This window comes from Chlorogloeopsis sp. ULAP02 (assembly GCF_038404745.2).
Taxonomy (GTDB): domain Bacteria; phylum Cyanobacteriota; class Cyanobacteriia; order Cyanobacteriales; family Nostocaceae; genus Chlorogloeopsis.
Map to the genome: position 1 here is coordinate 36,506 of NZ_JAYKTT020000077.1, position 19,799 is coordinate 56,304.

17 protein-coding genes are annotated in these 19,799 nt (G+C 40.6%); 7 read left to right on the forward strand and 10 right to left on the reverse strand.

Features of this window, described 5'->3' with window-relative positions; translation table 11 throughout:
* Nucleotides 1-36 precede the first annotated feature (36 nt).
* The 5 genes from U2718_RS27310 to U2718_RS27330 all read left to right on the forward strand — a co-directional run bounded on the left by U2718_RS27310 (nucleotide 37) and on the right by U2718_RS27330 (nucleotide 6,276).
* On the forward strand, nucleotides 37-1,194 hold the full coding sequence (locus U2718_RS27310; RefSeq protein WP_341993155.1) for an FAD-dependent oxidoreductase: 1,158 nt from the start codon (nucleotides 37-39) through the stop codon (nucleotides 1,192-1,194).
* 115 nt (nucleotides 1,195-1,309) lie between these two features.
* Nucleotides 1,310-2,161 (forward strand): alpha/beta fold hydrolase, encoded by an 852-nt coding sequence (locus U2718_RS27315; protein ID WP_341993154.1) that lies wholly within the window; start codon nucleotides 1,310-1,312, stop codon nucleotides 2,159-2,161.
* A gap of 452 nt (nucleotides 2,162-2,613) precedes the next feature.
* Complete coding sequence (gene hemJ, locus U2718_RS27320) at nucleotides 2,614-3,198, forward strand: protoporphyrinogen oxidase HemJ (RefSeq protein ID WP_341993153.1); 585 nt, start codon at nucleotides 2,614-2,616, stop codon at nucleotides 3,196-3,198.
* 69 nt (nucleotides 3,199-3,267) lie between these two features.
* Nucleotides 3,268-3,750, forward strand: coding sequence for a hypothetical protein (locus tag U2718_RS27325; protein ID WP_341993152.1), 483 nt, complete (start codon nucleotides 3,268-3,270; stop codon nucleotides 3,748-3,750).
* A 396-nt stretch (nucleotides 3,751-4,146) separates the two neighbouring features.
* Nucleotides 4,147-6,276, forward strand: a complete 2,130-nt coding sequence (locus tag U2718_RS27330; RefSeq protein WP_341993151.1) for a PAS domain S-box protein — start codon at nucleotides 4,147-4,149, stop codon at nucleotides 6,274-6,276.
* A gap of 119 nt (nucleotides 6,277-6,395) precedes the next feature.
* Here the strand turns inward: U2718_RS27330 and U2718_RS27335 are convergent, their stop codons facing one another.
* Genes U2718_RS27335 through U2718_RS27345 form a run of 3 tightly spaced genes read right to left on the reverse strand, consistent with a single transcriptional unit; the run spans nucleotide 6,396 to nucleotide 8,331 of the window.
* Complete coding sequence (locus U2718_RS27335; RefSeq protein ID WP_341993150.1) at nucleotides 6,396-7,712, reverse strand: ABC transporter substrate-binding protein; 1,317 nt, start codon at nucleotides 7,710-7,712, stop codon at nucleotides 6,396-6,398.
* Nucleotides 7,713-7,738: 26 nt separating this feature from the next.
* Nucleotides 7,739-8,026 carry a hypothetical protein gene (locus tag U2718_RS27340; protein ID WP_341993149.1) on the reverse strand — a complete coding sequence of 96 codons (288 nt, stop codon included), beginning with the start codon at nucleotides 8,024-8,026 and terminating at the stop codon, nucleotides 7,739-7,741.
* Nucleotides 8,027-8,043: 17 nt separating this feature from the next.
* Nucleotides 8,044-8,331, reverse strand: a complete 288-nt coding sequence (locus tag U2718_RS27345; protein ID WP_341993148.1) for a hypothetical protein — start codon at nucleotides 8,329-8,331, stop codon at nucleotides 8,044-8,046.
* Between the two features lie 149 nt (nucleotides 8,332-8,480).
* Here U2718_RS27345 and U2718_RS27350 point away from each other — a divergent pair, with 149 nt between their 5' ends.
* Nucleotides 8,481-10,040 carry an NAD(P)/FAD-dependent oxidoreductase gene (locus U2718_RS27350; protein WP_341993147.1) on the forward strand — a complete coding sequence of 520 codons (1,560 nt, stop codon included), beginning with the start codon at nucleotides 8,481-8,483 and terminating at the stop codon, nucleotides 10,038-10,040.
* A gap of 201 nt (nucleotides 10,041-10,241) precedes the next feature.
* On the opposite strand, the gene U2718_RS27355 is transcribed toward U2718_RS27350, so the two are convergent.
* Nucleotides 10,242-10,622, reverse strand: coding sequence for a hypothetical protein (locus U2718_RS27355; protein WP_341993146.1), 381 nt, complete (start codon nucleotides 10,620-10,622; stop codon nucleotides 10,242-10,244).
* A 96-nt stretch (nucleotides 10,623-10,718) separates the two neighbouring features.
* On the opposite strand from U2718_RS27355, the gene U2718_RS27360 reads away from it, so the two are divergent.
* Nucleotides 10,719-11,531 carry a hypothetical protein gene (locus U2718_RS27360; protein ID WP_341993145.1) on the forward strand — a complete coding sequence of 271 codons (813 nt, stop codon included), beginning with the start codon at nucleotides 10,719-10,721 and terminating at the stop codon, nucleotides 11,529-11,531.
* Nucleotides 11,532-11,621: 90 nt separating this feature from the next.
* Here the strand turns inward: U2718_RS27360 and U2718_RS27365 are convergent, their stop codons facing one another.
* From U2718_RS27365 to U2718_RS27390, 6 genes are all read right to left on the reverse strand, one after another.
* A complete protein-coding gene (locus U2718_RS27365) occupies nucleotides 11,622-12,203 on the reverse strand; it encodes a Uma2 family endonuclease (protein WP_341993144.1) in 582 nt (193 codons plus the stop codon).
* Between the two features lie 31 nt (nucleotides 12,204-12,234).
* On the reverse strand, nucleotides 12,235-13,416 hold the full coding sequence (locus U2718_RS27370; protein WP_341993143.1) for an AGE family epimerase/isomerase: 1,182 nt from the start codon (nucleotides 13,414-13,416) through the stop codon (nucleotides 12,235-12,237).
* Nucleotides 13,417-13,752: 336 nt separating this feature from the next.
* Nucleotides 13,753-14,769 carry a hypothetical protein gene (locus U2718_RS27375; protein ID WP_411813376.1) on the reverse strand — a complete coding sequence of 339 codons (1,017 nt, stop codon included), beginning with the start codon at nucleotides 14,767-14,769 and terminating at the stop codon, nucleotides 13,753-13,755.
* Nucleotides 14,770-15,065: 296 nt separating this feature from the next.
* The gene (locus U2718_RS27380) at nucleotides 15,066-17,783 is read right to left on the reverse strand and encodes an MGH1-like glycoside hydrolase domain-containing protein (RefSeq protein WP_341993142.1); all 2,718 of its coding nucleotides are present in this window, start codon (nucleotides 17,781-17,783) and stop codon (nucleotides 15,066-15,068) included.
* A 445-nt stretch (nucleotides 17,784-18,228) separates the two neighbouring features.
* A complete protein-coding gene (locus U2718_RS27385) occupies nucleotides 18,229-18,759 on the reverse strand; it encodes a hypothetical protein (protein ID WP_341993141.1) in 531 nt (176 codons plus the stop codon).
* A 665-nt stretch (nucleotides 18,760-19,424) separates the two neighbouring features.
* Nucleotides 19,425-19,790 (reverse strand): phage holin family protein, encoded by a 366-nt coding sequence (locus U2718_RS27390; RefSeq protein ID WP_341993140.1) that lies wholly within the window; start codon nucleotides 19,788-19,790, stop codon nucleotides 19,425-19,427.
* Nucleotides 19,791-19,799 lie beyond the last annotated feature (9 nt).

Genomic DNA, 19,799 nt, shown 5'->3' on the forward strand with positions numbered 1-19,799 from the left:
CTCCCCTCCCCCTCTTCTAGTCCCTTCTCAAAAGCTATGAACGTAGTCATTATCGGTTGTGGTGTTGTTGGTGCAGCGATCGCTTATGAACTCAGCCAACTCAAAAATTTAAAAATCACTGTCCTAGATAAACAACTACCTGCACAAGCTTCCACAGGAGCAGCCTTAGGTGTCTTGATGGGTGTCATTAGCCGCAAAACTAAGGGCAAAGCTTGGCAGATGCGCCAAACTAGTATGCAGCGCTATGAAACCTTAATTCCAGAATTAGAGAAAATTACCACTCGCAAAATTCCCTTTAATAAGCAGGGAATTCTCATGCTTTTGCCTGAGAGTTTAGAAATCTCCAACACAGAAGCCCCAGAAAATGATGAACTTAAGAGTTGGGAAAAGCTGGTAAAAGTTCGCCACTCTCAAGGTTATGAGTTGGAAATTTGGGACATGGCGAAACTCAAAAAATTCTGTCCTCAGATAGAAGATAAACAATTAATAGGTGCTATCTATTCTCCTCAAGATCGTCAACTCGATCCGACAGCACTAACGTTAGCTTTAGTTGAGGCAGCAAGTCAGAATGGTGTGACTTTTAAATTTGGAGTAAAAGTTTTAGGGATGTCCTCATTCCCCTATCCCCTCTCCTTAAATGGGAAGGCGAAAGATACTACTGCCAATTTTTGCCACCAACTAGAAACAACAGAAGGCACAATAGCAAGTGACTGGTTTATCCTCGCAGCAGGGCTGGGTTCGTCACCACTCTCAGCACAATTGAACCAGTTGATTACGATTCGTCCTGTACTGGGGCAAGCGTGGCATCTACGGTTGGAGCATCCTTTAGGCGATCCACAATTTCAGCCGGTGATTACTGGTAATGATGTCCATATTGTTCCTATTGGTGGTGGAGACTACTGGGTGGGTGCAACGCTTGAGTTTACTAAAGAACGTAGTGAAGAGATACTGGCGGATAAAGAACTTTTGAAGTCTTTAAAACAGCAAGCGATCGCTTTTTGCCCAGAGTTAGCAAATGCAACTACCATCCGTACTTGGCATGGGTTACGCCCTCGCCCCGAAGGAAGTACAGCACCAATTATTAGCAAACTGCCAGGGTTTAGCAACATTCTCCTTGCAACTGGACACTATCGCAATGGCGTTTTACTTGCACCTGCCACAGCTCACGCAATTCGTGAGATGATTATTTCTTAATCAAACTTAGATTTTTAATATCTTTTTAACCGAGTGATAAAGATTGCTGCTACACAAGCTTCATTCACCCGCCTACTTGATTTTTTCGCATCTTTGTACAAATTTTAAAATAAAAATGTCACTATCCGAACATAAAATAACAGTAAATTCCCTAGAGTGGTTTTATCGAATAGCTGAACCTATCGGTAGAACTGACTTGCTACCTGTCGTTTTTTTACATGGTTTAGTATCGCAAAGTTACAGCTGGCGTAAAATTATGCCTGCTTTAGGACAACAAGGAACAAGAGCGATCGCACCCGATTGGATTGGTTTTGGCTTTTCCTCCAAACCGGAAAAAAGAGATTTTGCTTACACTCCTGAGGCATTTATTACCGCTTTAGAAGGATTTGTTAAAGCCTTAGAGTTAGAGCGTTTTTCCTTAGTTGTACAAGGATTTTTAGGTTCTGTAGGACTACAATACGCCTTACGTCACCCAGAACAAATCGCCAATATTGCTATTCTCAATACACCAATTTCTACGACTGCAAAGCTACCTTGGAAAATTCAACAAATGGGTTTACCTTTAGCAGGTGAGATCATGACTCAAGATCCCCTGTTGGTAGATAGAACCTTAGAAGGTGGTAGTCGTTATGTTATTTCTGATGCCGATTTGGATGTTTATCGTAAACCCTATTTGAAAAGTTCATCTGCCGGACGCGCTTTGCTGGCAAGCATTCGCAATTTACAATTGTTAAAAGCAATGCAAGAAATAGAATCTGGTTTTCAACAGTGGCAAAAGCCTCTTCTGATTCAATGGGGAAAAAATGATCCTTGGCTGAGTTTAGATATGGCAGAAAAATTTGCCACTACTGTACCAGATGGAGAATTAATTAAACTTAATGATGTCGGGCATTATCCTCAAGAACATCATCATGAGACTATCTTGTTAGACTTGTTGCCTTTTGTGCGTTGTGCGGAGTCTCGTTAACAGTTTGCAGGTATAGAAAACTACTTAGTTAGGTAGTTGATGAGAAATCACAGATGTGCGCTGTAAAGTTGTTTAGGGAAAAGCGATCGCTTCTAGCCCCTTACCATCATTGTAGATGTAAAACCAACACCTACTCATGGATTAAACCAAGACCGTTTTATTGATGTCGGACAAATTCGTGCTGTGGCTCAAAGCCGTATTTTGGTTTGAGTGGGTGTTTTAGAAGAAGAATACTGGGAAGAAATTCGTATAGCGGTAAATGTAGTTCTGGGATTTACTATGTAAAATTTTGAGCAAGTGCCTGATCAGTAGGCTTCACACTTCTTTATCATTGCACCGCCTAGCTAGTAATTGGGATACAAAGTTTTGCCGTAACCTGTTATTTGAGGGGATTGGTAGCGACAGAGGCGATCGCTGCTTTAGCATAAGTTAACAAAGGCAGGTATCATTACATGGCTTACTCCTGGTTTAAAGCATTTCATATCATCGGCGTTGTCGTTTGGTTTGCCGGGTTATTTTATCTAGTACGTCTTTTCATCTATCACATAGAAGCCAATCAAGAATCTGAACCAGCCAAGACGATACTCAAAAATCAGTATCAAATCATGGAAAAACGCCTCTACAACATTATCACTACTCCGGGAATGTTAGTGACAGTGGTGTGTGCTATTGGCTTGCTGGTAACTGTACCTGATTATTTAAAGCAGGGTTGGTTACACTTCAAACTCGGATTTGTAGCGCTTTTACTTGTTTATCATCATTACTGCGCTCGTTTGATGAAACAGTTGGCAGAAGATAGATGTAAATGGAATAGCAAACAAATGCGTGCCATGAATGAAGCTCCGACTGTGCTGCTAGTAGTAATTGTCATGCTAGCGGTATTCAAGAATAATTTGCCTACAGATCTAACAGTCTGGGTAGTTTTTGGCTTGATTATTTTCATGGCTGTGACTATTCAGCTTTATGCCAGAAAGCGCAGACTCGATCAAGAGAAGCAATTAGCACAAATCACACAAGTTCCTCAAGAACAAGCTTAGTTAATTTTGTCTGAGATGCCTTAGATTAAGAAATGTAAACAAAATATCTTTGACATCTCAGGCATAAATATGTCCGATCAATCTCTGGGTAAACCCCGCCCTCTAGGGCGAGTAATTCTTTTATCTGTGGCGACAGGGATGCTGTACTACGGCTGGTACAAATATATTATTCAAGAGGAACTACGCCGCTACAATGGTTATGGTTGGACAGGAATAATGTGTTTAGCACCTTTTGTTTTGGGTGTGGTAGTTCCCCAAGCATTGCGAATCTTCGATCCAGATGTTCCAGGCTGGTTTGGCTGGTTTTCTTTGCTGGGAATAGTTTGGATTTATATTGTCCAGTTTAGGCTTTATAGAACATTAAACGAATTGTATGTACAAGCAGGTATGAAAGAACCACTTGTAGTTTGGTGGCTTCTTGTACCAGGTTTAAATTTGATTGTTGGATTGAGACAAATTCATTTTCTGAGTCAATATTGGGCAAAAAAACAAGGTACCAGTATTCACGATGCTCTGGCTGAGAGTATTCCCTTACTTTCTGTAAATGTGTAACTTGGCTTTAAAAGTCAACTCAGCCAACAAACACAAAACAATTGATCGCAGCGTGAACGCACTTGGTTAGTTGAGATAATTAACTACCTAGTCACTTTAACTATCCTAAGTTAAGTACAAGGCAGTAAAAATCAAGACTCAGCAGCTGCTACTAGCTGTAAAGTCTTTGCTAAAAACATACTGAAAAATAGAATTTACCGTCATCGGCGATCGCCTGTAATGAATCTTTAATTTGCCTAACATTACCTATTCAGCAATAAAAATCAACATTCTCCTCCTCCTTTAGGAAGAGCACTATTTGTATCATGGAGAATCCACAATTAAACTTAAGAGTGTATTTGCGATCGTGAAGAGTCAAGCATCTTCTCTATGATGGGAAGATTTGGTCAGAAGCTAATGAAGACCGTGTTGAAAATAGCAAAGAATTGGCTCAGAAAAGCTGTTTACGGTGATACAAATCTGACAACAAATGACATTGCCAATGAATACCAAAATTGGCGTAATGGCTTTTTGTGGCAGAGGCTGCGCTTATGGTTGTGGCTAGCGTTGATATGTGTTTTTACGTTTAGCTTACGTGATATTTACAACTTTTTCTTCCCACTGAAGGAATTTCAAAACCTACCAGAGACACTAAGAACTCAGGTTATTGTCATGGATTTTGCCATGCTGCTGAGTCTTGCGATCTGCTTGGCTTTACGCAAAACTAAGTTTGGTCGTTCCTATCCAGGAATATTATTTTTGGGATCATCTTGGGCGATCGGTATAGTACCGCAGATTTTCACTACTCTCAAAGGTTTTGCACTCCCCGATACCCTAGCTTGGTCACTTTTATTTCTCAGCCAAGCTACATTTATGCCAGTATGCTGGGTTCTTCATTTTTTGTCTCAGCTAGGTTTGTTACTTTACTATTTTGGTGTTAATACAGCACTTGGTTTACAATTGCCAGTTCCAGAACATCCAGAATTATACAATGTTACCTTGATTTTATACTTATTCTGGTTATGTGCTATATGCGACATTAGTGTCTTCTTGTACGATCGCTTGCAGCGCTCTGAGTTTTACGCTCGCAAAGAATTAGAGTTTGCATATCAGAAACTCAGAGTAGCAGAGGTTAAATATCGCAGTATATTTGAAAATGCAGTGGAAGGTATTTTCCAAAGCTCTCCCGACGGACGTTATATCACTGCGAATCCTGCATTGGCACGTATTTATGGATACTCTTTACCGGAAGAGGTAACAGAGAATTTTACTGATATTGAACATCAACTTTATGTAGATCCTCGGCGGCGTGCAGAGTTTGTGCGCTTAATCGAACAGTACGGTAGCGTGTCAGAATTTGAGTCTCAGATTTATCGCCGAGACGGCAGCATTGTTTGGATTTCGGAGAAGGCTTATGCAGTGCGTGACGAAAACGGAAAACTGCTGTACTACGAAGGACTGATTGAAGATATCACCAAACGCAAGCAAGCAGAGGCAGCTTTACAAGAACAGTTGGATTTTTTACAAGTTTTAATTGATACTATTCCTGCTCCAGTTTTCTATAAAAATACTCAAGGTTTGTATATCGGCTGTAACCAAGCTTTTGAGGAAGCATTAGGTTTGAGAAAAGAACAGATTCTGGGTAAGACTGTATATGATTTAGCACCTCAGGAACTTGCCGAGCAATATCATCAAGCAGATATTGAACTGTTTGAGCAGCGTGGCGTTCAAAGTTATGAAGGTTCCTTAGTCTATAAGGATGGCAAGAAGCATGATGTGATTTTTTATAAGGCAATATTTTCAAAAGCAGATGGTTCCCTTGGTGGGTTAGTTGGAGTAATTTTGGACATTAGCGATCGCAAGCGCACGGAGGAAGCACTGCGAGTCTTTTTCCATGCGGTTTCCCATGATTTACGCAATCCGGTACTGGGGACGTTAATGGTGCTAAAGAATTTACTCTCACGCTCAGAAGAGAAAATCACTATTGCTCGCTCCATCTTAGAGCGAATGGTGCAAAGCAGCGAACGCCAGCTAAATTTAATTAATTCGTTAATGGAAGCTCATGTCAGCGAAGTTCAAGGCGTTGGCTTACAACTTCAACCAGTGGAACTGCACACAATAGTAGAAGATGCGATCGCAGACTTACAACCCATACTTACAGAAAATCAAGCTCATTTAACAAATTTAGTCACAGCAGATTTACCGTTAGTTAACGCCGATCCAACGCAACTATGGCGAGTATTCTCTAACTTAATTGTCAATGCTGTCAAACACAATCCACCAGGATTGAACATTATTATTAGCGCTAAAATTGAAAGTGATAAAATATACTGCACTGTCTCTGATAATGGTGTAGGCTTGAATCCACAACAGAGTGAAAAGCTGTTCGAGCTTTACTTCCGAGGTACTAACAATCGTAATTCTGTAAGTTTGGGATTGGGATTATATTTGTGCAAGCGAATAGTTAACGCTCACGGTGGAGAAATAGGCGTGAAAAATAATTCGGAAGCAGGGGCAACTTTTTGGTTTACGTTACCTGTTAGGTGATTGGGGATTGGGGATTGGGTAGAGACGCGATTAATCGCGTCTGGTACAATTCCTCTCCTTATCTTTGTGTCCCTTTGTCTTCTTTCTAATCCCTGTTCCCTTTAACCTATCACCATCCCCTATTCATCCCAAATCAAATCTAAACGCTTTTGTGCTGTTTGGAGGGCTTTTTGGGGAGATTCTCCCAACATAGTTGCCTCAATTGCTCGCCCAAGACTATCGGATAGACGATTATAACCAGGAATAATCGGTCGAGTCCCTGACACAGACATTTGATCCAGAAAAACTTTCATTACAGGCTTTTGTTGAATAAATTCTTGATAAGCTTGGCTCTGGGCTGATTTGATGTTGATGGGCAAAAAACCTGAGCCAATACTCCATTCGGTTTGAAATTCTTCACTGATAACGTATTCTAAAAATTTCAGCGCCGCCTGTTCTTTTTGGGGTGTAGTTTTCATCACAAACAGATTGCCGCCAGCAATTACACTCGCTGGGTGAATATTGGCAGGAATAGGAAGTACATTATAATCAACCTTACTTTTCATGATAAATGTCCAAGGCCCCGTGAGCTGCATAGCAACACGATCGCTAAGAAAATCATCTTCTTCAAATCCCCTTTCCGGCGCAGAGAATTTAGTAGAGCCGTCTTTAATCAAGTCTTGCCAAAATTGCAAAGCAGCGATCGCACCTGGATTAACTAGATCGGGACGATTATTTTTAACAACTGTCCCGTCACTAGCTAATAAAAAAGGAAACCAAGTAAAGACAGTCCATTCTCCTTTTCCTAGAGGCATTAACATCCCATACTGATCGGGGCGGCGATCCCCATTACGATCTATTGTTAGTTTTTTTGCAACTTGCCGTAACTCTTCCCAAGTTTTTGGTAACTCAGTAATTCCAGCAGCTTTAAATAAATCCGGTCTGTAAAATATACCAATATTACCAGTCCATAAGGGAATTGACCAAATATGACCACCTAATTGCATTTCGCCAAAGCAATTCGGAATAATTTCTGATTTCAGTGGCGATTTGTCCAACCAATTTTCTAGGGGTAAAATTGCCCCAAGCTCTACAAGTTGCCCTGTAAGTTGTGGGTTAAAAAACAAGATATCTGGCGGAACGTTGCCAACAACCGCAGTTAATACTTTAGGTATTTGTTGTTCGAGTTGTCCAGCATAAATTGATTCAATTTCAATCTTAGGATGAGTTTGATTGAAGCGGTCTACTAGTTTTTGAAATACATCACGATTTGTAGGAGGATTAATTCCCTGCCATAATGTGAGATGAATTACTCCACTATCATTATGCGCAGCTTGACAACCAAATAAGAGTAAACAAATACTCAAAAAAAATCCTAGCAGTGAAATCCGCGGTTTAGGATTGATGAATGTGCCGATTTTATGTTTAATTTGAAACAGCAAAAGAGTAAAGTTCATATAAAATATTTATCCAAATTTGATTTTTATATAAGAAATATTTGAGCATCCTTAAGATGCAAGTAAATCCTGAAAATATATTTTCTCACAATTCCATTGGGACTGCTATAACTTTGGAATATATCTCGTCCTAAATTTAGAGTTCCTCTGAATAAAACACAATCATGATCTGGGAAATATTTATTTGCCTCTTGGGGACGAAAGTGAAGATATTTTGTCTCTTTGTAAATGTATCCTTGTTTTCTCAATTCTTCTAAAAACTGTTCTTCGGCATCATAAATATTTTTTTCAATTAACCAATTTACGTTTTTCATAATGAGTGATGTATGCCTTATTCAGCCGTTCTACGCCATGCTTGCAGAACATTCTTTTCTTTCTCTGGCGACAATCTACTAGGATATTCTGGTTGTTCAAGTTGATCCCATTGCCAAATATCATAAACAGTTTTGGCTAAGGGGCGGAAACTCAAACAATCTGCGATCGCTTTACTGTTGTTCAAGCAAGGAAAGGTATTCTGCAGTGATGAGGGCAACCACAAAGATAACTCTTGCCAGTATCCTATGCCTTGTGAATCTAAAAATTTTCCCGGAATCCAAATAAAATAAAAAAAACTATGCATAAGGTGTAAGGCACAACTGCATACATCTAATTACGATTAGGTTGTAGGGTGGGCATTTTCTACCAGTATCGACTGTATCATCAATAATCAATTCCAAGCAGTGCCTGCCATACAAGTCTCTTAGATATTTGTCTTGAAGGAGACTGCATATGGAAAGCTTTGATTATGTGATTTTAGGGGCAGGATTAGGTGGACTTGCGGCAGCAGCTTGTCTAACGCGACAAGGCTATCGAGTTGCTGTTTTAGAAAAACATTATTTACCGGGTGGATGTTGCCACACCTTTGACTATGGTGACTATCGTTTCTGTGCGGATGTTCACTACATTTCTCAATGTGGTTCTGGGGAAACTATTGGGCAATTTCTCAATTATATAGAACGGAATGTACCCTTTAACTCTCTTGATCCAGACTGCATTGATCGCATCGTTACACCTGAAGTTGATTTTCGTATTCCTTTAGGATGGGAAGCTTTTCGCGATCGCCTCTTGATAACTTTTCCAGATGAGGCAGAAGCCATTAATTTATATTGTGACGAAATTAAGCATTTGCATCGACAGATTCATGACTTGGTACGAGAGGTGCGCTGGTACGATCAGAAATGGAGTGACTGGTTAAAATTGCCAAAATACTGGCATATGTTCTTGAGACGCAACTGGACGTTGCAAGATCTTTATGATCGCATTGGCTTATCACTTAAATTGCAAGCACTTCTAGCAGGGCAAAGCGGTGATTATGCCCTACCTCCAAATGAAATTGCCTTGCTTACCCACACTTCTCTGGTTTGGGATTATTCCGAAGGTGCTTACTATCCCAAGCATCACTTTAAGCATTTCGTGGACACAATTGTCGAAGCTATTACTGCTGGTGGGGGTGTAGTTCAGTTCTCAACCCCAGTAGAACACATTGAAGTACGCGATCGCACCGTACAATTTGTCACTGCTTTGGGAACATCCTATGCAGCGAAAAAAGCCTATATCAGCGATCTAGATCCAAAATTAACAGTTCAGTTAATGCATGATGCCAACGCCTTAAGTGCAAAAGAGCGCGATCGCCTCACCAGTTACGAATACTCAGCTAGCGCCTTCAACATATATTTGGGATTAGACAGTCGCTTCGAGCCGCAACGCTATGGCATTGGCAACTGGAATATCTGGTATTATCCAACAGGCGATCTCAATCACGAATATCAGCAACAACTACAAGGCAACTTCCAAAATCCCTGGATCTTTTTGTCTTGCCCAACTATGAAATCTCGCGAACCGGGAATGGCTCCAGAAGGACATCACGTGTTAGAAATTGCCACTGTCTGCCCCTATGAGCCGTTTAAACAATTGCACGAAACTGATCCCAAAGCTTACAAAGCCAAGAAGCGAGAAGTTTATCAAGCACTTATGGCTAGCGTGCGGCATTTAATTCCGGATGTGGATGCTTATGCCCGCATGAAAGTTTACGGAACGCCAACTACAAGCGAATTTTATTTAGGGCAACCACAAGGTAATATTTACGGTGCTAAACTGGTGCCGCGTCAGGTTGGTTTAAATCGCTTGGGCTACACAACCGAACTACCGAACTTGTTTTTTGTCGGAGCTAGTGCAGGTTATCCTAGCGTACCGGGCGTAATTGGTAATGGGATGGATGTTGCTGAACTAATTACAGGGCAATCTGTTTGGAGTAGAGCCAAGCCTGCTAAACAATTAGTGAGAAGTTAGTATTAGACTTCTTGCAAAATCAGGATCTAGGTTAATTACAACTACAGATAAACACACATAAACAGAGATTTTATCTGTGTTTATCTGTGTCCATCTGTGGTCGATTTATTTGAAAATAGAATGAGCGTAAGAGGTTTATTGTACATCTTCTGGCAAAGACTCCATCATTTTAACCACAGTGATAATTGCTAGAGACGACAGCTAGCGATCGCAAGGAGAGAATATTGTAGAAATTTTAAATGTCAAGAAAATCTGAAATAGAACCAAAATAATAAATTCAATTGCGGCAATCACTGAAGTTACAATCAAAATTGATAAAGCTTCCATTCCCACATGGAAACCCATGAATGGAGGAATCCAGGATAAAGCTACGTAAGCCGTCAAAAAACCAGCTGCGGCTCCAAGCCCACGCAAGTATGAAAGCGTAAACAATGTTCCCAGTGTTAGACAAACTAAAAACCAACTCGCAGGCACGTACCAATCTGTTTTTTTGGTAATAACTAAAAACCAAATTAAAGTTACAGTCAAAATTACAACAAAACTTCCAACTACTGCTCCACTTCCAAATACAGCTAAAGTCATAGTTTTCTTGATAAACCAACTGTGGTTTTTACCCTATATTCATATCCATTGTAGGATGTTCGATAAGTTTCGCTTCTCCAGCCCTATGACTCAAATATGACGATTGTTGAACAAAATCAGGATAGACTTACTTTGCGCTTTCAAAAATCACTTTGGAGTGTATTACTTATTAGCATAACTTTAATTTACTTTGGTCTTTTCCTTGATTTGCTTGGGCTGGCACTCCAGCGTGTTAATTACCATCCTGGAATTATAGCCGTAGTCAGCGGATGCGTGATGGTTGCAGGTGGTTTATACACTATAATCACAGATACAGAAATTACCACTTACACCTTTGATAAAACCAAAGATTCCATTATTTGGGAGAGACAAAATTGGCTAAGAAAGTTACACACAAAGTCTGTTGAGTTTCCTTGTCATCTTATTTGTGGCATTGAAATCGAAGATGTGAGTAATTCCGAAGGTGGAATAGCCTTTTATCCCAGATTAATTCTGGCATCAATCTACTGGCGCATTCCTCTCAAGTCTGATGGTTGTTATGAAAGTGCTGTCAAAGTTGCCAAAACCATTGCACAATTTCTAGACATTCCTTATTTTTCTAATAAATCGAAAGCACCTACCTCAACAATTGATAAAGAAATTTGGGAAAACTTAGAACCTTGGCAATTTTCTTGGCAATACCTAGAGAATAAAGTTGAGCGTTTACGGCAACAATTGGAGCAAAATCAGGATGATGCAGACATTCATCAAGACTTGGGAATTTCGCTGTACTACCTGAACAATCGGCTGTATCGAAAAGAGGCAGTTACGCATCTTGAACAAGCTGAAAGGTTATTTGAGTTTAGACAAGATAGCGATCGCGCTGCTGTTGCCAGAGTAATTAAAACCCTTGTGAGTTATAATTGCTGACTTTAATCTATAATTTTCAGTCTATTAAGTTTCTTATTTCGGGTAAAACAAAGTGTAAATCAAGCACTTCTTAATCCAAAATTGCACAACTTACTCACTTATTGGAAAAATCCGATTTAAGTGCAATGAAACATCTTCAAACCCAGGAATAACCACTGATTGATGAGGGAGAGAAATTTGTTTGCTCAGATAGTTAAACTCACCTTGAGCATTTTGATACGGCTGATTGTAACGCTCTAATTGGCGAGAATTTAAATTCACAATCCAATAATCCAAAATTCCAGCTTCTGCGTACAATTCTAGTTTTGTGTTTTGGTCGTAATCTACAGTAGTATCCGAAATTTCGATTACCAACAAAATATCTTCGGGATAAGGATGATGAGCTAGATAATCTTCATCCTTCCCACGTGCAATCACGACATCTGGCTCAGGCTCGCTGTGATTGGGAAGGGTGATGGGATCTTGCCCACGGATGACTGCGCTATCCTCTAAAAGCCGATCCAGTTGACGGCACAGAATTGAACCACAGACGGTATGGGGCGTTCCCTTTGCAGTCATCTGAATCAGTTCTCCTCGAATCAATTCAATGCGATCGCCCTCCGTCAAAAATCCGAGTTCAATCAGCCGATGATATTCGTCAATTGTGAATCGCTTCGGGGTGACAATATTCATGAGACATCTTTTACTTGTAAGCTAGCAGAGATTATCTTGACTTTACACTCAACGCCTCAAACTGCTGCCAACAAAGATACAACGCCCGTGGCACGTGAAAACAGCCTTTCCATTTACCACCTTTAAGATTCAATAAAACTTCGCCACGACGATTGAGGTAGCCAAACCACTCACCGTATTCTGGATCGGCAAAGTGCTGCCAAGCATAATCGTGCATCTTTTTATACCATTCCCAACACGCCTCACGCCCCGTCAAGTGATAGCCCATTGCTAATGCAACTAAAGATTCTAAGTGTACCCACCACAACTTTTGATCCCATTCCAGTTGTTGTGGGGGATGTCCGTCTGCATCCATAAAGTAATACAATCCGCCGTATTCACTATCCCAGGCAAAATTGAGAATATTTAACACCACATCAACGGCTTGGTTAATTGTTTTGGTATCATTTTTGCGACGGGCAATGTCCATAATAAACCACATCGCTTCGATGCCATGCCCAGGATTAATCAGTCTTCCTTCAAAACAATCAACATCAGAACCGTCGGGAGCAACATTTTCGTACATCAATCCTCGTTGTGGATCGAGAAAATCGCTCATTACTTCCTGAACTGTCGCAGCTAAGACTTGCTCAAGAGTCTCACCCGGCAGCAGCCATTCCATTTCTAAAGTCAAATTGGCTAAAATCATCGGCACTGCCAACGATTTCATCGGGCGCGTACCAGGATAAGTTTTGTTATATTTGCCCTTGGGGTTGTCCTTGCGGCGCAAAACGTTGTCGTAAGCTTGCATTGCTACGTCTTTTGCCCACTCTTCGCCACAAGCAAGAGCGTACTGGCTAAATGCCATGGCTGCAAAACAATCAGAAAAGATATTGTAGGGCTGAACCAATGGCTTGCCTTCACGGGTGAGGGCAAAGTACCAGTTACCATCGGTATCTCTGCCATGTTGGGCAAGAAAATTAGCACCGTTGCTCGCAATTTTCAGCCAATTTTCGCGCTTTTCTAATTGGTTACAAAGCATGGAAAAAGTCCACACTTGGCGATTTTGCAACCAGATAAATTTGTCTGTGTCATAAACTTTACCCTGGCGATCAAGACAGGTGAAATAGCCGCCTTGCTGCCAGTCAAGCGAGTGTTTTTCCCAAAAGATTAGTACGTCATTGAGGAGCGCATTTTTGTAAAGTTCAGCGAGTTCTTTAAAGTTTTGCTCCATAAGTTTTCTCCCCTTTTGTCCCAAAAACAATAGCCAATACTTACGACAAGTTGCTAAAGCCGTTTTATTCTCGTCAATTATCGCTTTGCAGTGGCTCGACTACAAGTGTTCTTTCGATCTGTGCGATCGCTTACTTGGAAAAAGGGGATAGGTAAAGAGGACATGAAAACGCGGTGACACAAAGAGGGGGCGACGCGGAGAATTTATCAAAAATATTCCCCGTGTCCTTCTGCCTCTTTGCAGTTGCTACAACGCGCTTAACCCACAAGGGTGCGCTGCTCTCTGCCATCTGCCTACCAACGAATACGCCGTACCTCGTCTACTGCCTTCTAATTGTTATCTTACTTGTTCACTTAAGGGCTGAGAATTTTGTAAATTCATGACACTGCCGATGTTTGGTTGATTTTGTCCCCACTCAATTAATTGCGTGAGTAAAGACATAGGAACTTTAGCTCTAGTGGCAGCTTCCTGTCTGGTTTTGCCTCGACGCAATAAAATAATTGCATCTTGAGTTTGTCTCCACGTTCTAGTATGGGGCTTGATTTTACCTTCACGCCTTGCTACCACCAACCCGCGAACAACCGCATTAGCATCACTAATCGACTCTTGTGAGTACTGAACTTCTTGGCTTGGAGATGATTTGGCGGTAGTTGAAGTACGTTTTGGTTGCACCCTAGCAGTAGGTATTTTGGGGGTAGTATAAATCTGTCTAGATGGGATGGTACTACTGGGCGGGGTGAAAGCTCTGCTAGATGTGGTTGGGATCACGGGAGGAACTGTAGTTGCACTAGATACTGGTGTCCTCGCAACAGTACGGGTAGCCTGGCTGGGTAGATTTGGCAACACAGGAGGTGAGGGCTGGCTAGGAATTACAGTCCGACTAGGCACACTCGCCCTATTTATATTACTGGAAGGTAGACGTGGGATAATTTGAGTGTTGGGAGTAGTGTAAGCCTGGTTAGGTGTAGTTGGCATTCTAGGAAGAATGGAAGTTTGGTTAGGAACTGCTCCACCAGGCGCGATCGCTCTACCAGTAGTATTGGGAGATACACCTGGAATATTCTGACTACCAGGAGCGATCGGTGGCATATTAGGAAATTCTAGGTCAACTGGTGGATCTATAGGATATCCACTTGGTATATTTACGGTATCTGGAATAGTTTCAAATTTACTAGATGTTCTTTCGGGATTGGGTGTAATCCTAGTACTAGGAGTGGTTGCAGAATTATTAGTAGCATTACCAGTATCAGGCACTGGAGCACTACTGTTATTGCGAACTCGATTACAAGCTATTAAACAGCTAGATACTGAAATAAGTACCAGATAAAATAGCGCATTTTTTGTTCTTTTCACTTTTTCCTCACCAATTGTGGCAATTACTTGAGAGATTCATCTCAACATTGCAAGGACAGTTTGTTCAGGCTACTGCTTTACCTTTGAGGCATTTCCTCCAGCAATTTGAAAGTGTCACTCTCTCGTTACTTGACCTAGTTTTATAAACATGGTCTAGAAATCAACCCAAGTATTTGATGGAAATATCTTTCACTTCAGAGAAAGAAACTATCGTGATTCTCTTTAATGTTCAGTATTTCCTGCCACTGGAGGAAGGTGTTAGAACTTACTTTTTCCAATTTTAACAATTTCATGCTTTACGATCGCACAAAACTTGAGGAGGAAACAGACAGAAATCCTTTTTCCAGAACATCTTGTGGATTCAAATTGGCATTAGCCTGGATCAACCGTGCCACAATACCTGTCCATCCTGTTTGATGGCTAGCACCAATTCCCGCACCATTGTCACCGTGAAAATACTCATAAAATAGTATTAAATCCTTCCAGTGTAAGTCGTTCTGAAATTTCTTGGTATGCCCATAAACAGCACGGCGATTTTGTTGATCACGGAGAAAGATTTTAGTTAAGCGGTTACTAATTTCATTAGCAACTTCCCACAGTGTCATTTGATTACCAGATCCAGTCGGACATTCAACCTTGAAGTCATCACCATAGTAGGAATACATTTTCCTCAAGGATTGAATCAACAAGGCATTTACTGGCATCCAAATCGGCCCGCGCCAGTTAGAATTACCACCAAATAGTCCCGTTGATGATTCTGCGGGTTCATAATCGACACGGTAAACGTTACTACCCACTGTAAAAATGTAAGGATTATCTTTGTGATAGCGAGAGAGGGCGCGGATGCCGTAATCACTTAAAAACTCCGATTCATCCAGCATCTTTTCTAAGATCCGGCGTAGTTTTTCCTGGTTCACGGGGGAGAGTAAACGCCTGCCAGCAACGCCGGGTTGCGCTGGATTGCTGATATTGTGCAAGTGTGGAGCAAATTTTTGCGTGAAATAAGTAATTCGTTTTCTAAAGGTAGGTAATTTCTCTAGCACATCCGTGTCGAAAACTGCTGAGGCAAATAACGGAATTAGTCCTACCATTGATCGCACTTTGATGCGCCGAGACGAGCCATTGGGAAAGCACAATACGTCGTAGAAGAAGCCGTCTTCCTCATCCCACAATTCATCTTCATTCTCGCCAATCCGATCCATCGCTGCGGCAATATACATGAAGTGTTCGTAGAATTTACAGGCGAGTTCTTCATAAGCCGGATTCAACAGTGCTAACTCCAGGGCGATCGCCAACATATCCAAACAGAACATCGCCATCCAACTTGTACCATCTGCCTGTTCGAGCGTTCCACCAGTTGGCAAGGGTGCACTGCGATCAAAAACACCAATATTATCTAAGCCCAAAAAACCGCCTTCAAATATATTGTTACCGTGTGCATCTTTACGATTTACCCACCAGGTAAAATTCATTAGTAGTTTGTGGAACATACTTTCGAGAAACAGGCGATCGCCCACTCCACCCCGCATTGCTTTGTCTATTAAATAAACTTGCCAAGTCGCTGTGCAATGAACAGGGGGATTAACATCGCTAAAATTCCACTCGTAGGCAGGAATTTGTCCATTCGGGTGGAGGTAGACTTGATTAGTCATCAGTCTGAGCTGATCTTTGGCAAAGTCTATATCCACGAGCGCCAAAACACCACAGTGAAATGCTAAATCCCAGGCAGCAAACCAAGGATATTCCCACTTGTCTGGCATTGAGAGGATATCAGCACTCTCAAGATGAAACCACTCTTTGTTTCGACTTGGGTAGCGCTGTTGGCAATCTGGTGGCAAAATCTCATCTTTGAGCCAATCATAGACTGGATAGTAATAAAACTGTTTTGTCCATAACATTCCAGCCAATGCCTGTCGCATGACATTGCGCTCATCTTCTGAAACATTCACAGGAATAATGGCGTTGTAAAACTCATCTGCTTCCGAAGAACGAGTTTGCAGCATTGCCTCAAACTTATCGCCAAAAGAAGCAGCATCTAATAAGCGATTGCTTAGACATAGCTGAATTTCTTCTACACCGTTGGCAGGAATTTCTAGTAAATAATGGGCTGCGGCTTTTGTCCCGATTTTTTCGGGGTTGACAGCTTCATGCTTGCCATGCACAACGTAGTTGTTAATTCCATCTTTGACATAAGGAGATTGATTTGGAAGGTTAAATATCCGTTCCCGATTAGTTTCATTCTCGGTGAACAAAAACGGAATCGTGCGATCGCAATACAATAAATACCGTTCACCAAGTTCGGAATGAGAGGCAGCTATAGTTTGATCATTTAGTTGTTTGATAAAAGGCTTGGGTGGTTGTTTACCAAACCATGACCAGGTATTGCGAAACCATAAGGTTGGTAAAATATGAAGTGATGCTGTTTGTGGCCCTCGATTCCAGATGCTAATTTTAATTAAAATCTCTTCTGGGGATGCTTTGGCATACTCTACAAACACATCAAAGTAGCGATTATCGTCAAATACCCCTGTATCAAGTAATTCGTATTCCCATTCCAAGCGATGTCTTCGCCGATTCGTATTTACTAGATCTGCATAAGGGTAGGCTAGTTGAGGATACTTGTACAGATACTTCATGTAGGAATGGGTAGGCGTACTGTCAAGATAGAAGTAATATTCTTTGACATCTTCGCCATGATTTCCTTCACTGTTTGTCAGTCCAAATAATCGTTCTTTTAAGATCGGATCGACGCCATTCCACAAAGCTATTGCAAAACATAGTTGTTGGCGATCATCACAAATACCTGCCAACCCATCTTCACCCCAACGATATGCACGAGAACGAGACTGATCGTGGCTAAAATAATCCCAAGCGTTTCCCGCTTGACTATAATCTTCGCGCACCGTTCCCCATTGCCGTTCACTTAGATAAGGCCCCCACTTTCTCCAAAGTATATTTTGTTCACGAGCCTCTTGCAGTCTCAGCTTTTCTACATTACGCTTTGCAGCTTCCATTGTAGATATTCTACTCCTTTAGTTGTCATCATGAACTTATACAATTTCCCTAAATTGTGGCTACAGATGGAAAAAGGTTTGTAATTGCGCTTAAGCGTTACTACAAACTATGTGTAGTCTTAATTTGGAGAATTGGTATTAATATTGCTAAATCTCTACAAAGATAGATGAAATTAAACTCTTGGAACTTATTATTTGTAGAGATATAATTCTGTCTCATCAATATGCTTAAACTTACAAAGATAAAAATTTAATGAGTGATCGCAATCAAATCAGCCATGACTTTTCTCCTATGTTTCAGATGCAATTGAACGGTTAGCAAAAATTAACTGATGAAGTTGCATTCATTTGGTATAGCACCCAAGACAACAAACAGCAGAATCTTTTTTCTTTGTTTATCTGCTGCTGTGCTTAATAAAAGTGCAAAATCAAAAAATAATTATGCCTACAATGTCAAAGCATGCTCTAATTTTTTGATCATGAATGCTTCTACATAATTAACTCGCTCACCACCAACACAGAGAATAGCTTCTTTCTCCTCAACAGTTTTTGCAACTTTACGCGCAATCGACATTAGCCAAGTCTTAAACTCAGATGCCTGTGCAGCAGTAAGCTTATTTGCCATAATCAACGCAACTTTCTCAAAATGAGCGATCGCTTGCTGACGTCCCTGTGCCGGATTATCAAGGTTTTGTATTAATCTTAGTAATTCAATCTCCTTTTTGTATACTGACTTTTCATCTTTAACAATTTTTTTGTCGTCAACTGCATTGAAAGAAGCAACTAAAAATTCTACCAAGTCATTTGATATGTCTTGGCGTTGTTGTTCTGCTGCAATAATTTGAATTCCGGCTTGTACTTCTTTAAAAAAAGAAACCGGATCAATCTTGTCAGATAGGGTTAGTGCCATGATGGCTTGTAAAGGAGCCTGCATGAGGATGGACAATTCACTGTCCGACAAGTGGTAATGCACCATTATTTACTACCCCACAGTTGAAAGAAGCGTAAAGTAACAACATACTAACTGTGGATTATTTTATATTGATAAAGACCATCTTTATAATCACTTATAAATAAAAAATTCATAAATTTTTTTATTTTTCATTTTACTGCAATTGAGTTATCTGAGCTAGCATAATTTTAAAATATAAAAAGGAAATAAGAAACAAATAAGAAATAAATAAGAATAATTGTAAAAAAGTTCAGAATCAGAAAAATCAGTAAATAATAAGAAAAAATAATAAAAATTATATATGCACCGGATTTAAAGTTGGTGAGATACAAAACTTTAGTCTCAAAGTCGTATGAGTGGTAAGAAAGGGAATAGGTGTGACTAGTCCCCTACCCTTACGCGAAGCCGTCTACCATGTCAACGTGACGGAAACTGCGCCTTAGCGGGGTATTCTGCTGTAAATTTACAGCCATTTTTAGAAAGGGCGGCTAAACCCGCCCCCGACAAAAATTGTGCTTGAAATACATGAAATTTGCTATGAGCAACAAAAAACCACCGCATACTTTTGAATAACTAAGTTACTCTAGAAGCGCTGGTAAGAAAATATTGATAAATGTAGTTAAAATACTCTACAAAATGTCACTAAATGATGACATCTGCGACCAAAACATTATGTATCTTTGCTCTGATTAATAAACTGGAATTAATCCAATTTGCCGCAAGATAAATAAGAGAATAGAGTTCACGATGCTGAGTGCAATAGCCCCAATAATTGCACTTCCAATTCCCCATCGCAACCGAAATCCTTCAACTAGCCAAGCAGCTAAACCAAACACAATGATACTCCCAATCAAGGGAATCAATCCTAAACTCACAACTGCACTTGTTGTCCTAAACCACCCTGGAAACAAACTCCAAAATCCATTGAAGGCACCAATTATTGCTCCAGCAATCAGAGCGATCCAAGGATTGTCAACTTCAACACCTAAAGGTAGCTTAGATATGATTAATAAACTAATGGCTATCACTACGATAGAAATGAGAAAGCCAGTCATCTTTTCATG

Coding starts and splice junctions, on each gene's coding strand:
- U2718_RS27310 (WP_341993155.1), top strand. CDS start 37: ATGAACGTAGTCATTATCGGTTGTGGTGTTGTTGGTGCAGCGATCGCT.
- U2718_RS27315 (WP_341993154.1), top strand. CDS start 1,310: ATGTCACTATCCGAACATAAAATAACAGTAAATTCCCTAGAGTGGTTT.
- hemJ (WP_341993153.1), top strand. CDS start 2,614: ATGGCTTACTCCTGGTTTAAAGCATTTCATATCATCGGCGTTGTCGTT.
- U2718_RS27325 (WP_341993152.1), top strand. CDS start 3,268: ATGTCCGATCAATCTCTGGGTAAACCCCGCCCTCTAGGGCGAGTAATT.
- U2718_RS27330 (WP_341993151.1), top strand. CDS start 4,147: ATGAAGACCGTGTTGAAAATAGCAAAGAATTGGCTCAGAAAAGCTGTT.
- U2718_RS27335 (WP_341993150.1), bottom strand. CDS start 7,712: ATGAACTTTACTCTTTTGCTGTTTCAAATTAAACATAAAATCGGCACA.
- U2718_RS27340 (WP_341993149.1), bottom strand. CDS start 8,026: ATGAAAAACGTAAATTGGTTAATTGAAAAAAATATTTATGATGCCGAA.
- U2718_RS27345 (WP_341993148.1), bottom strand. CDS start 8,331: ATGCATAGTTTTTTTTATTTTATTTGGATTCCGGGAAAATTTTTAGAT.
- U2718_RS27350 (WP_341993147.1), top strand. CDS start 8,481: ATGGAAAGCTTTGATTATGTGATTTTAGGGGCAGGATTAGGTGGACTT.
- U2718_RS27355 (WP_341993146.1), bottom strand. CDS start 10,622: ATGACTTTAGCTGTATTTGGAAGTGGAGCAGTAGTTGGAAGTTTTGTT.
- U2718_RS27360 (WP_341993145.1), top strand. CDS start 10,719: ATGACGATTGTTGAACAAAATCAGGATAGACTTACTTTGCGCTTTCAA.
- U2718_RS27365 (WP_341993144.1), bottom strand. CDS start 12,203: ATGAATATTGTCACCCCGAAGCGATTCACAATTGACGAATATCATCGG.
- U2718_RS27370 (WP_341993143.1), bottom strand. CDS start 13,416: ATGGAGCAAAACTTTAAAGAACTCGCTGAACTTTACAAAAATGCGCTC.
- U2718_RS27380 (WP_341993142.1), bottom strand. CDS start 17,783: ATGGAAGCTGCAAAGCGTAATGTAGAAAAGCTGAGACTGCAAGAGGCT.
- U2718_RS27385 (WP_341993141.1), bottom strand. CDS start 18,759: ATGGTGCATTACCACTTGTCGGACAGTGAATTGTCCATCCTCATGCAG.
- U2718_RS27390 (WP_341993140.1), bottom strand. CDS start 19,790: ATGACTGGCTTTCTCATTTCTATCGTAGTGATAGCCATTAGTTTATTA.